Source organism: Formosa haliotis, assembly GCF_001685485.1.
Lineage (GTDB): Bacteria > Bacteroidota > Bacteroidia > Flavobacteriales > Flavobacteriaceae > Formosa > Formosa haliotis.
On sequence record NZ_BDEL01000001.1, the window covers coordinates 4,122,218 to 4,136,684 of the forward strand.

Sequence of the window (14,467 nt, forward strand, 5' to 3'; positions counted from 1 at the left end):
GTTATCTTAGCGCGATTTGAAACACACAAGATAACTAAATTAATTTTATAGATGGCAGAAGGAGAAAAGCTTATTCCAATTAATATAGAGGACGAAATGAAAACGGCCTACATTGATTATTCAATGTCGGTCATTGTGTCACGTGCCTTACCAGATGTTAGAGATGGATTAAAACCGGTACATAGACGTGTTTTATTCGGAATGCATGAATTAGGAATTAGAGCAACTGGTGCACATAAAAAGTCAGCAAGAATTGTTGGGGAAGTATTAGGAAAGTACCACCCACACGGAGATACGTCGGTTTACGATGCTATGGTGCGTATGGCTCAAGAATGGAGTTTACGTTATATGTTAGTAGACGGCCAAGGTAATTTTGGTTCTGTAGATGGCGATAGTCCGGCAGCAATGCGTTATACAGAAGCACGTATGCGTAAAATCTCTGAGGACATGTTGGCAGATATAGATAAGGAAACTGTAGATCATAAATTAAATTTTGATGATACCTTACAGGAACCAACCGTATTGCCAACTCGAATTCCAGGTTTATTAATTAATGGAGCTTCAGGAATTGCCGTAGGTATGGCAACCAATATGCCACCACACAATTTAACTGAAGTTGTAGATGGTATTGTTGCATTTATTGAAAATAAAGATATTGAAGTCGACGAGCTTATAAATTATATTAAAGCTCCAGATTTTCCTACCGGAGGAACTATTTATGGTTACGATGGAGTTAAGGAAGCTTTTCGTACAGGTCGTGGACGTATAGTAATGCGTGCCAAGGCTAATATTGAGGAGGTACAAGGTCGTGAATGTATTATTGTTACAGAAATTCCGTACCAAGTTAATAAGGCAGACATGATTAAAAAGACTGCCGATTTAGTTAACGAAAAGAAATTAGAAGGTATCGCTACTATACGCGATGAGTCTGATAGAAACGGAATGCGTATTGTTTTTGTGTTAAAGCGAGAAGCCATTCCTAATATTGTACTAAACAAATTATACAAGTATACACAACTGCAAACGTCTTTTAGTGTAAATAATATTGCATTAGTAGAAGGGCGTCCGCAATTATTAAACTTAAAAGATTTAATCCATCATTTTGTTGAGCACAGACACGAAGTTGTTGTTAGACGTACAACTTACGAATTACGTAAAGCAGAAGAGCGTGCACATATTTTAGAAGGATTAATTATAGCTTCTGATAATATTGATGAAGTAATAAAAATTATTAGATCTTCTTCTAACGCCGATGAAGCTAGAGAACGTTTAATAGAACGTTTTAAACTTTCGGAAATACAAGCGAAAGCTATAGTCGAGATGCGTCTTCGTCAACTTACCGGACTGGAGCAAGATAAATTACGTTCAGAATATGACGAAATTATGTTAACTATAGAAGACTTAAAGGATATCCTAGACAAGAAAGAACGTCGTATGGATATTATTAAGGAAGAGCTTATAGTTATTAGAGATAAGTATGGCGATGAGCGTCGTTCGGTTATAGAATATGCTGGAGGAGATTTAAGTATTGAAGATATGATTCCAGATGAGCAAGTTGTAATTACAATTTCGCACGCTGGGTATATTAAACGTACATCGCTTACAGAATACAAAACGCAACATAGAGGTGGTGTTGGACAAAAAGCATCGACCACACGTAACGAGGATTTCTTAGAACATTTATTTGTAGGTACCAACCACCAGTATATGTTATTCTTTACACAAAAAGGAAAATGTTTCTGGATGCGTGTATACGAAATCCCGGAAGGTAGTAAAACCTCTAAAGGAAGAGCGATTCAGAATTTAATAAATATCGAGCAAGACGATAAAGTCATGGCGTTTATTTGTACGCAAGATCTTAAAGATGAAGATTACATTAATAGTCATTATGTAATTATGGCGACTAAAAATGGCCAGGTTAAGAAAACATCTTTAGAGCAATATTCTCGTCCGAGAACCAACGGAATTAACGCGATTACCATTAAGGAAGATGATGTGCTTTTAGAAGCTAAGCTTACCACAGGAACAAGTCAAGTTATGTTGGCATTAAAATCTGGTAAAGCCATTCGTTTCGAAGAAGCTAAAACAAGACCAATGGGTAGGGGAGCCTCTGGAGTTAGAGGTATCACACTAGCTGAAGAAAATGACGAAGTTATCGGAATGATTACTGTAGAAAACCCACAAGAAGAATCTGTACTTGTAGTCTCTGAAAACGGATATGGTAAACGTACCTATATTGACGATCCAGAAGATGGAGAACCAGTATACCGAATTACAAATCGTGGAGGAAAAGGTGTAAAAACTATTTCTATTACAGAAAAAACAGGTAAATTAGTGGCAATCAAGACGGTATCAGATTCAGATGATCTTATGATTATCAATAAATCGGGTATTGCTATTAGAATTGCTGTTAAAGATTTACGTGTAATGGGTCGTGCAACGCAAGGGGTAAAACTTATTAATTTACGTAATGGAGATTCTATTGCAGCTGTTGCTAAAGTGATGCATGAAGAAGAAACTTTAGAAGACTTGGAAGGAGCAGAGGGTGATATTATTCCTGTAGACGGAGAAGATTCACCATCTATTGAAAACAATAACTTAGAAAATAATTAATAAACATATTAACTTAATTTGATTACAATGAAAAAACAGATTATAGTTGCTTTAGCTTTATCGGTTAGTGCATTTGCAGTCGCACAAAAAAAGAACTAAAAGCAGCAGAAAAAGCAATTAAAGGTAACAATTATGCAGAGGCAAAGGCCGCTTTAAATCAAGTAGAGCCAATGTTATCTTCTATAGATGAAAAGTATAAGTCGAAGTATTATTTTTTACAAGCTGAGGCTTTATATGCTAACGGTGCAGGATCTGAAGCCGATGTTACAAAAGCCATAGAAAGCTTAAATAACGTAGACGATTCTATGAAAAGCGAAGTTGTAGAATTTAAACAAGAAATGCAAAACACATTTTTAGTTAAAGCTAACAACGATTTTAAAAATAAAAATTACTCAGCAGCAAATAAGGAATTTGAACAATTGTATAACATCATGCCTTCAGATACGACTTATTTATATTATGCAGCTGTAAGTGCAGTTAGCGATCAAGATTACGATTCAGCTTTAAAACACTATATTAAATTAGATGAATTAGGGTACACAGGTATTGAGACGCAATATTATGCAACAAACATTTCTACTAACGAGGAAGAAGTAATGTCTGAAAGCCAAAGAGATTTATTTGTAAAGGCAAAATCTCATATCAAGCCAGGTAAACGTAAAACAGAATCTAAGCAAGCCGAAATTACTAAAAACATTGCTTTAATTTATGTGTCTCAAGGTAAAAATGATGAGGCTTTAGAAGCGGTTAAAAAAGCAAGACAACAAGATCCAGAAAATTTAGATTTATTATTAACAGAAGCTAATTTATACTTAGAATTAGGAGAAACAGATAAATTTAAAGAATTAATGGAAGCAGCTGTTGCAAAGCAACCAGACAATCCAAACTTACATTACAACATTGGTGTTATTTCTTTAAAGAATAAAGAATTTGAAGCAGCAAGAACATCTTTTGAAAAGGCACTACAATTAAAGCCTGATTATGCAGATGCAGCCTTAAATGAGTCTACAACTTACATTGATGAAGGAAACTCTTTAATTGAAGAAATGAACAGTTTAGGTACTAGTAAAGCAGATAACCAACGTTATGATGAATTACGTGCTAAGAAAACAAGTTTATTCGATAAAGGGGCGCAAGTTTTAGAGCAATATATTGCTAAAAACCCTAACCCAGAGCCAAACATTTACCAACAATTAATTAATATTTACAATGCTGTTGGAAACGATAAAGCTAAAGACATTCAAGCAAAATTAGACGCTTCTAAATAAGTAGTTTTCTTATTATAATTTTAAAACCCATGATGTTTATTCGTCATGGGTTTTTTTATGTCTTTACGTAAGTAATATGGCTTTATAGAAGTGAGGGTAGGAACATCATTTTAACTAAAAATAAGCCCTTTGTTTTGTGTTTCTTAAATGGTTAATATTAGTTTGGCTATTTTAGGCTAAACGCTCTTTGAATAGCTTTAAATACTGTTTGGAGTTTTAATACATAATCATTTCAGAAAATTAATGGGTAATAGACATAAAATTAATTGTAACCTTGAGTTTTGGTGGGACGGATAGGGGACTAACATCTTAAAAATCCGAAATGAATTTTACCAAAACAATCTGGACTATCAAGTTGGGGCTATGGATAACATTTATAATTGGATGTTTGGAAAATAAGAAGATATTAATCGTATTATAAGATGGTTTCTTTGGGGGCATTAATGAGAAAAATCTACTCCTACGTCAATCATAATTAGCATTACAGTTAAAGCAGATTTATGTTGCTTGATCCGTTTTAAGATTTATTACTGGATTATTATATTAAGGATTAGGAAAGAATGGTGTATTAGTAATCCTATTATTTCTTGGTGCTAAAATGGTTTAAAGGATTAGTAGTTTAACTCAGTGGGGGAATTGAGGTTGATATGATATTTAAGAAACCTTTTAGTTAAGGTTAATTAAATTTTATTTTCAATGGTACCCTTGGGTTAAGATTACAACGAATAAGGAGTAGCTTAGATTGAATTAAAAGGTAGTGAGGAGTAAGAAATTCTATGCCAATAAAAAAGCCGCTGTAAAGCGGCTTTTTTTAATTTATATGATAATAGGATGATTAATTATCAGTGTCTTCTAAGATAATAAACTTAGAACGTCTGTTAGCTTGATGTTCTTCTTTAGTACATTTTACACCGTTAGAACAACCGTTAACCAATTGAGTTTCTCCGTAACCAATAGCACTTTCAATTCTACTTGGATCAATCTCTCTAGATAAGATATAATCTCTAGTAGATTTAGCACGTTTGTCAGATAAGGTTAAGTTATAGTTATCTGGTCCGCGGCTATCTGTATGCGATTCAATTTTAATACGCATATTAGGGTGTTCTCTCATTACCCCAACAATGTTTTCAAGTTCGTAAGCAGCATCAGTTCTAATATCCCATTTGTCGAAGTCGAAGTAAATTGGATTAATAACAATCTCGTCTTCTATAATTAGAGGGATTAAATTAAGATCTGTAATAATTTCGTTTCCGTTGATTAATGATGTATTTACTTCTCTTAAATCGTCTTTGTAATCGGCCTTACTACCTAAAACATTATACTTAGAGTTACACTTCACTCTAAAAGAATACATACCATCTTCTCCAGTCATAACTTGTTGCATAACTTTTCCAGTTTCATCAATTAACTGTACTGTTGCGAAAGATAATGGAACAAGGGTTCTGCTATCTCTAACTGTACCTTTAATAAGTTGAGAACAGATTTCGAATGAATAGATATCGTCGCTTCCCATTCCGCCTTCACGGTTAGAAGATAAATACCCACGGCCATTTTTTGCATCTATATTGAAAGCAAAATCATCGAAACCACTGTTAAAAGGAGCTCCTAAATTTTCAACCTTTGTACCTCCTTTAAGGACATCTGATTTAAAAATATCTAAGAATCCTAAGTTTACATAACTGTCTGATGAAAAGTATAAGGTGTTATCCTCATCAACAAAAGGAAACATTTCTTTTCCTTCAGTGTTAACCGCAGCACCTAAATTAACAGGAAAACCATAATTGTCTTCTCCTAAAATGGCTACTTTCCAAATATCTGTTTGACCAAATCCACCTTCTCTATCTGAAGTAAAGTATAACGTTTTGTTATCTGGACTTAAAGCAGGGTGACCAGTAGAGTATACACGGTCGTTAATAGATAATTCTTTAACATCTTGCCAAGTACTATCTATATACGTTGCTTTATAGATTTTTAAGTGAGAAGTTCCTTCTCGGTCTGCTTTTAATTTTTTGTTTTTACTTACGTTATCTCTAGTAAAATACATGGTTTTACCGTCGTTGGTAATAGCAACACTAGCTTCATGATATTTAGTATTGATATCGGACCCTTTAATATAGTTAGGGTAGCTATAGTTTAATGCATCTTCACCATCTGTAGCTTCAGAAATTTGAGACTGGTAGATGTCTAGGAAAGGTTCATTGTTCCATACATATAATTCGTCTCTATTCTTTTTAGAAGTAGAAGCAAAGTAAAAGGTTCCATCGTATTCAACCCCACCAAAATCTGAATTTTTAGTGTTTATTGGTAAATTTACTAATTCAACATAAACCCCTTCGGTACTTTTAAGTTTTTCATATAAAGCTACATTTGTAAAATCGGTTCCTTTGATTCGATCTTCATCTTTCTGAACTTCATTAAACTTTTCTAAGTATACCACAGCTTCATCGTACTGACCAAGACTTCTTAATGACTGAGCATATTTATAATAGTAAATAGGATCTATATCCTCGTATTTATTTACAGCTACTTCATACCATTGAGCAGCTTTTTCTGAATTTGAGTTGTTGTAGTAACAATCTCCTAATCGCGTTAATACGTGGGCGCTACTGTCTCCTTTTTTTACAGCTTCTTGATATAAATCACTTGCTTTAACATAAGCGTAATTTTTGAAGAATTTGTCGGCTACCTTTTTTTGAGCAAAGATAAAAGTACTCGAGAGCGCTAGTATTGTTAATATAATTTTTGTCTTCATAGTGGTAGTCTTTAGAAATATCTAGGGGATTTAATACGTCTTTCTTTAAATAATTCGAACATTAACATGATTTCGTGGGTTCCGCTTTGGTAGTGTCTTATTTCAGAATTCACTGGGAATTCATAAGTGTAACCAATTCGTATTTGTTTAGAAACTTGGAAATCAACCAAAGCTCCAATTGCATTTGTTCCTCTAAATCCATAATCAATAGTTCCATCTTGTAGGTCTCTATCATCTACACCTGGATTATGTCTATAACCAGCACCTAACCATAATTTTTCGTAAAATAAGAAATTAGCAGTTAAGTCGTAAGATAAAGGTGCTCCATTTGTCGCTTTTACAAGGAACGATGGTTTAAACTTAGTGTAGTCTCCAAGGTTAAATACAAATCCACCTGTAAAATAATAACTAACACGTTCTAACGCTTCGTACTCATCTGTAGCGTAATCGGTATTTAGAATACGAGGTGCCGATAAACCTAAATACCATCTGGTAGAGTGCCAGTATACACCAGCACCAAAGTTAGGCGACCAACGATCTTCTATACCATAAATAACAGGGTCGTTAGGGTTGTCTAATCTAAAACCTTGATCTAAGCTATATTGGGTAAAACCAGCATTAAGACCAAAGGCTAATTTAGAGTTTTCTCCTGTTTTAATAGTATATGAAAAACTTCCATATAAATAATTAAAGTTTTCAGGACCAAGTTCATCATGGATATAAGATCCTCCAATCCCGATTTTCTCGTTATTAAGAGGTGAGTGTATAGATAGTGTTTCTGTGTTTGGTGCACCATCTATACCTACCCATTGGCTTCTGTGTAATCCAACTACACTTAATGTACCTCTACTTCCTGTATATGCAGGGTTAATAGATATGGTATTATACATATATTGGGTGAACTGAGGCAATTGTTGTGCCATCCCGACCGTACAACTCAATAATGCAATAGCTACTATGTGATATTTTAAAATTTTCATAGGTTATTTTTTATTTGGTTCCTAAGTAAATTGGACCTGTCAGTGGTTTCAATCCGCTATTTTTTAATGTTACTATGTAATAATATGTTCCTGTTGGTAAGTGATTAGAATTACCAAATGCACTTGAATCGTTTTGACCACTCCAGTTGTTTTGGTAATTAAGTGATTTATAAACTAAAGCACCCCATCTGTTATAAATTTCAACCTCTATAACAAATCCACATCTGTCTATACCTGTTACAGTGAAGAACTCATTCCATTGGTCACCATTTGGTGTAATCGATGTTGAAATGATAGGATCACAAGTAGGAGGAACACAATCTTCATTAATATCTAAAGTTACAGTTGTTTGATTTTGACATCCTGAGTCTTCAGTAAAGGTAAATACATATGTTCCAACTTCTGAGTCGATAGGATCGAATATGCTACCATTAAGGGTTGCATCTCCAGAATCTACTACCCAAGTACCACTTGAAGTATTATCGGCTAAATAGCTGTTTAAGTCTATTGGACCACCTTCTGTACAAGCACTATCTGAAACTAGAACTGGTTCTTGATGTACATTAACAGTAATTGTTTGTGTAAATACTGAAGTATTACCACTAGAATCTGATACTGTCCATTCTCTTATTATTAAGTAGTTTTCGTTTGCTGCACCACTAGAGGTATTCTCTTCTGTATAATCTACAGTTAAATCTGTAGAACAGTTGTCTGCGAATACTAAATCTGGTTTAGCAGGTACGTCTGTACAATTAACTAAAACTTCTGTATCTAAGTCGCTAACTAGAGTAGGAGGTGTTGTATCTGCTACTGTAATAATTTGAGATACTTCAGTAGTGTTTCCACAAGCATCAGTAAATGTCCAAGTTCTTGTAATGATACTACTTGTAGCATCGATATCATTTGTAGTGTCTACACCTGTAGCAGTGATTGACGCTCCACAATTATCGGTTGCAGTTAAATCTATCATTGCAGGTACATCGTCTCCACATTCTACCGTTACATCGGCAGGTACAGTTGGAGCAGTAGGAGCAACATCATCTATAACAGTTATTACTTGAGTAGTTGTTGTTGAATTTCCACTACTATCTGTAAACATCCAAGTACGTGTAATAATTACGTTACAAGCATCGGCATTATCTATAGTTTCAGTTCCTGCATCAGTAATAGTTCCATCACATGCGTCTGTCGCTGTTAAAGTGTCTAAAGCAGGCACATCATCTATACAAGCATATGTTGTGTCTGCAGGAGCGTTATCTACTACAGGAGCAGTTTCATCAGTATAAGTAATCGTAGCAGTAGTTGTTACGAAATTACCAGCAGCATCGGTAACAGTGAATGTTACAGTTGTTGCGCCATCTGTGTAATTGTTAGTCCAAGTAATGTCTGAACAGAAATCAATGGCAGTAGCACCTCCGTTATTCGCTAACCATGCATTAATAATATCAGTTGGATCTTCGTTACATTCAATTACTAAATTTTGAGCAGGTGTGTCAATAACCGGAGCCGTTTGGTCTGTATAAGTAATCGTAGCCGTAGTAGTTACAAAGTTACCATTAGCATCTGTAGCAGTAAATGTTACAGAGGTAGCACTAAATGTGAAGTTATTAGTCCAAGTAATGTCTGAACAGAAATCCGTAGCAGTAGCACCACCGTTATTCGCTAACCAAGCATTAATAGCATCAGTTGGATCTTCGTTACATTCAACTACTAAATTTTGAGCAGGAGTGTCAATTACCGGAGCCATTGTGTCTGTATAAGTAATCGTAGCAGTAGTTGTTACGAAGTTACCATTAGCATCTGTAGCAGTAAATGTTACAGAAGTAGCACCAGTAGTGAAGTTATTAGTCCAAGTAATGTCTGAACAGAAATCTGTAGCAGTAGCACCACCGTTATTCGCTAACCAAGCATTAATAACATCGGTAGGATCCTCGTTACATTCAACTACTAAATTTTGAGCAGGAGTGTCAATAACCGGAGCCATTGTGTCTGTATAAGTAATCGTCGCCGTCGTCGTTACAAAGTTACCATTAGCATCTGTAGCAGTAAATGTTACAGAAGTAGCACCAGTAGTGAAATTGTTAGTCCAAGTAATGTCTGAACAGAAATCAGTAGCAGTAGCACCACCGTTATTCGCTAACCATGCATTAATAATATCAGTTGGATCTTCGTTACATTCAATTACTAAATTTTGAGCTGGTGTGTCAATAACAGGAGCCGTTTGGTCTGTATAAGTAATCGTAGCCGTAGTAGTTACAAAGTTACCATTAGCATCTGTAGCAGTAAATGTTACAGAGGTAGCACCAAATGTGAAGTTATTAGTCCAAGTAATGTCTGAACAGAAATCCGTAGCAGTAGCACCGCCGTTATTCGCTAACCAAGCATTGATAACATCGGTAGGGTCTTCGTTACATTCAACTACTAAATTTTGAGCAGGAGTGTCAATAACCGGAGCCATTGTGTCTGTATAAGTAATCGTAGCCGTAGTAGTTACGAAGTTACCATTAGCGTCTGTGGCAGTAAATGTTACAGAAGTAGCACCAGGAGTGAAATTGTTAGTCCAAGTAATGTCTGAACAGAAATCTGTAGCAGTAGCACCACCGTTATTTGTTAACCAAGCATTGATAACATCGGTAGGGTCTTCATTACATTCAACTACTAAATTCTGAGCTGGTGTGTCAATAATTGGAGCAGTGTCGTCTGTATAAGTAATCGTAGCAGTAGTTGTTACGAAGTTTCCATTAGCGTCTGTAGCAGTAAATGTTACAGAAGTAGCACCAGTAGTGAAATTGTTTGTCCAAGTAAGGTCTGAACAATTATCAGTTGCAGTAGCACCACCATTATTAGCTAACCATGCATTAATAACATCCGTAGGATTTTCGTTACATTCAACTACTAAATCTTGAGCAGGTGTTTCAATAATAGGAGCAATATTATCTGTAAGGATAATTGTTGCTGAAGTTGTGCTTACATTTCCACAGGCATCTGATGCTGTAAAAGTAACCGTAACATCTGAAGCATTAACTAAAGAACTAGGATCAAAATCATTACTCCAAGTTACATCAGAACATACATCCTGTCCCATTGCACCTCCATTTGTGTTTAACCAAGTTTGAATCTCGGTAATATTTGAATCTCCACATTCCACTGTTATGTCTTGAGCTGCTGTAGTAATTTCAGGAGCAAGTTCATCTATAATGGTATAAGTAGCTGCTGTATTTACTGAGTTTCCACACGCATCAGTAGCTGTAAAGATTACTTCTACAGCACCGTTACAAATGTCTGCAGTTGAATCGTAGTTATTAGTCCAAGTTACATCAGAACAACTGTCATATGCTAATGCATATCCGTTAAGTTCTACCCAAGCATCGATAGTTGGATTTCTTTGTTCCCCATCGCAAGTAAAAACGATATCTGTAGCTTCTTCGATTAGTATTGGAGCAGTTTCGTCTATAACGTTGATAGTTTGAGTACCTACACTAACATTACCACAAGCATCTTCGAAAGTCCAAGTACGTGTAATGATAACGTTACAAGCATCTGAATTGTCTGTTACATCTACAGGAGTTGCTGTTACCATGGCACCACAATTATCTTGAGCAGTTAAGTCGATCATTGCAGGTAATTCATCTGAACAATCAATAGTTACATCTGCAGGAATTGTTGGTACAATTGGAGCTTGAGTATCTGCTACTGTAATGGTTTGAGATACTTCTGTAGAATTTCCACTGTTATCTGTGAATAACCAAGTACGAGTAATAATTACATTACAAGCATCAGTATCGTTAATAGTTTCTGTACCGTTAGATGTGATTGTTCCAGAACAATCATCTGTAGCAGTTAATGGTTCCATTGGAGGAACATCATCAACACATTCTACAGTTAAATCTGCAGGTGCATTATCTACTACAGGAGCAGTAGTATCTTTGTCTACTGTTATGGTTTGTGTCGCTTCAGTTGTGTTTCCACAATCATCTGCAAATATCCAAGTTCGTGTAATAATTGTATTTAAAGGGTTTGAATCATCTACTGTTTCAGTTCCTTGAGATGTAATTGTACCCGTACAATTGTCTGTTGCAGTTAAAGGCTCCATTACAGGAACATCTTCATTACAATCTAGAGTTAAATCAGCAGGAGTAGTATCTACAACAGGTGCTGTTTCATCTTTAACAGTTATGGTTTGAGATACATCGGTTGTGTTTCCACTTTGGTCTGAGAATATCCAGTTACGCGTTATGATTATATTACAAGCGTCTGTATCATTAGTAGTTTCAGTACCGTTAGATGTTATAGTTCCAGAACAGTTATCTGTTGCTGTTAATGTTTGCATTGCAGGTACATCAGTAATACATTGTACTGTTAAATCTGTTGGTGCTGGACCATCTAAAACGGGAGCAGTTTGATCGTTTACTGTTATTATTTGAGATACTTCAGACGTATTTCCACAAGCATCGGCGAATGTCCAAGTACGTGTAATAATAATGTTAGCTGGATCTGAATTATCTTCTGTATCTACACCAGGTACAGTAATCTCACCAGCACAATAGTCTGTTGCTGTAAGATTAATATTAGCTGGAATATCTTCATAACATTCTACAGTAACATCTGCAGGTACGTTTGTTGGTACTGTTGGAGCAGTCTCATCTATTACCGTAATTGTTGCAGTTGCAGTTGCAATATTCCCACAATCATCAGATGTAGAGAAAGTAACGGTAGTTGCGTTGTTAACACCACAAGCTTCTAAGGTAAAAGAATCCGGATCAAAATCGTTAGTCCATGTTACTTGCTCTGAACAAACATCTGTTGCGATAGCACCACCATTAGAAGTTAACCAAGTATTTAAAGTACTTTGCGAATTTTCATTACATTCTAATACTAAATCTGTTGGTGCAGTGTCTATTGTAGGTGCATTAACATCGATAAGAGTGTATGTGGCAGATTTTGTAACTGAGTTTCCACATGCGTCAGTAGCTGTAAATTCTACGGTAACCGACTGATTACATGTAAGGGCTTCACCATTATAGTTGTTTGTCCAAGTAATATCAGAACAATTATCTTCAGCTAAAGCATATCCATTAAGCTCTACCCAAGCGTCAATTGTTGGATTTCTTTGCTCTCCATCACATTCATAAACAATATCTTGTGGATCATCGAAGAATATGGGAAGAACATCATCTACCACCATAATATTTTGAGATATCTCTGTAGTGTTACCGCAAGCATCTGCAAATGTCCATGTACGAATTACTGATTGGTTACAGCTATCTGAAGGTACTACAGTGTCTACACTTGTTGCAGATATGGTGCCTGCGCAATTATCTAATGCTTGTAAAGTAAGAGGGGCAGGAAGATCTGTTAAACAACTAACTGCTGTATCTGCAGGAGCTTCTGGCGCAACAGGAGCAGTAGTATCTACTACATTTATTGTTTGCGAAACTTCAAAAATATAATCACATGAATCTTTGAAAGACCATGTACGTGTTATAATGATATTACATGGATCTGCAGAGTTAATTGTGTCTTGTGGAAGCGAAGTCATAGTATTTCCTGGCGAACAATTATCTGGAGCAGTTAAAGGCTCTCCGGCAGGAACATCTGTAAGACATTCATAAGTAGCATCTATAGGTGGCACAGGCAATGTGTCATCTTCAAAAGATAAGGTTATGTTATAAATTACATATTTGTCCTTAGTTGCTGTATATTGTAAAGATAATTGATCTTGATTTGGAGCAACTGTATCTGGACGAAGACTATCTCCAAAAGGAAGATCAAATTTATGTAAGTCTAAGCCATATATTGTACCACTAGGAAACCTTTCAGTACCGTCAACAGTTATAGTTGAATTAAAAAAGTTTAAAGAGGTATTTGGACCATGTTGTAGACGGTTTAGGTAATTACCTGTTCCTCCAAATTGCGTAGTTAAAGCATCACCATCTAAATCAAGATCTCCTTCTCCAGCCATAATCCCTATTTGGCCTCTTACAACATCGGCAGTATTTAAGTTGCTAATATCTAGGTTGATATATCTACTTGGGACATACCCAGCGTCACCTGGAACATTTTTAAAAGAATAACCATCGAAAACACCAATATTACGCACTTTCATAGCTGTGTTTTGGTAAACAATAATCATACTCCAACCTCCATAATAGCCAATCCCAAGGTTTGATGTATTGTCTTTACCTTCTACTAAGGCGATATCGGCCACAGTATAACTACCGGTACCGTTATTTTTAACAAAATCTGTAACATCTGCAAATGCGATATACATATTATCATATATACTTTCAGGATAGTATATATCGTTATCTGCAGCGGTTATAGTTGTATATGCTGAGTTAGGACCTTTTAAGGAAACTATTCCCTTATTTAAGGTTTTTGGCCCATTATCGGTTTGTACAACAAAACTTTTATCTGGACCTGGACGACCTGTCCAATATAATCCGGCATAAACAATTTCAGAATTGTTAGTAACCTGCCCACTTTCATCTAAAAGATTAATGTCTGCAGTCGATGAGTTGATTGTAGTAATATCATTATCTACATCTACATAAAACATGTCTCCAGAATCATTACTCTGTCCTGGGGTATCAGGAGCAAGGTTTGTATTACCTATTATAGTAAAATCTCCTTGAACAGTAAAATTAGCCCTTGAGCTAAATGGTACTGCTGACTGGCCATGGCTATAAAAACTAAAAGCCATTAGCACTAATGCTAACAGCGAATACTGTTTAATGTTTTTATATGCCTTAATTTTCTTAGCGTAAAATTTTTTCATTTCAAAATCGATTAAGTTATCCTAATACTGCCTATGAGGGATTATTAACATTGTAACTATGAGTTATTCTTGGGTC

At 35.5% G+C, this 14,467-nt stretch carries 5 protein-coding genes; 2 read left to right on the top strand and 3 right to left on the bottom strand.

Annotated features, from left to right (window positions below; translation table 11 throughout):
* The first annotated feature begins 51 nt into the window (after positions 1-51).
* Both gyrA and A9D35_RS17520 read left to right on the top strand, forming a co-directional pair.
* A complete protein-coding gene (gene gyrA / locus A9D35_RS17515) occupies positions 52-2,613 on the top strand; it encodes a DNA gyrase subunit A (RefSeq protein WP_066225399.1) in 2,562 nt (853 codons plus the stop codon).
* 170 nt (positions 2,614-2,783) lie between these two features.
* The gene (locus A9D35_RS17520; protein ID WP_083191745.1) at positions 2,784-3,881 is read left to right on the top strand and encodes a tetratricopeptide repeat protein; all 1,098 of its coding nucleotides are present in this window, start codon (positions 2,784-2,786) and stop codon (positions 3,879-3,881) included.
* Between the two features lie 835 nt (positions 3,882-4,716).
* Here A9D35_RS17520 and A9D35_RS17525 read toward each other — a convergent pair.
* From A9D35_RS17525 to A9D35_RS17535, 3 genes are read right to left on the bottom strand one after another with little or no spacing between them, the layout of a single operon-like run.
* Positions 4,717-6,633: an OmpA family protein gene (locus tag A9D35_RS17525; protein WP_066225401.1), complete on the bottom strand. Its 1,917-nt coding sequence runs from the start codon at positions 6,631-6,633 to the stop codon at positions 4,717-4,719.
* A gap of 11 nt (positions 6,634-6,644) precedes the next feature.
* Positions 6,645-7,613, bottom strand: coding sequence for a PorP/SprF family type IX secretion system membrane protein (locus A9D35_RS17530; RefSeq protein WP_066225403.1), 969 nt, complete (start codon positions 7,611-7,613; stop codon positions 6,645-6,647).
* A 10-nt stretch (positions 7,614-7,623) separates the two neighbouring features.
* Positions 7,624-14,391 (bottom strand): HYR-like domain-containing protein, encoded by a 6,768-nt coding sequence (locus A9D35_RS17535; RefSeq protein WP_066225405.1) that lies wholly within the window; start codon positions 14,389-14,391, stop codon positions 7,624-7,626.
* Positions 14,392-14,467: the final 76 nt, after the last annotated feature.

Coding starts and splice junctions, on each gene's coding strand:
- gyrA (WP_066225399.1), top strand. CDS start 52: ATGGCAGAAGGAGAAAAGCTTATTCCAATTAATATAGAGGACGAAATG.
- A9D35_RS17520 (WP_083191745.1), top strand. CDS start 2,784: ATGTTATCTTCTATAGATGAAAAGTATAAGTCGAAGTATTATTTTTTA.
- A9D35_RS17525 (WP_066225401.1), bottom strand. CDS start 6,633: ATGAAGACAAAAATTATATTAACAATACTAGCGCTCTCGAGTACTTTT.
- A9D35_RS17530 (WP_066225403.1), bottom strand. CDS start 7,613: ATGAAAATTTTAAAATATCACATAGTAGCTATTGCATTATTGAGTTGT.
- A9D35_RS17535 (WP_066225405.1), bottom strand. CDS start 14,391: ATGAAAAAATTTTACGCTAAGAAAATTAAGGCATATAAAAACATTAAA.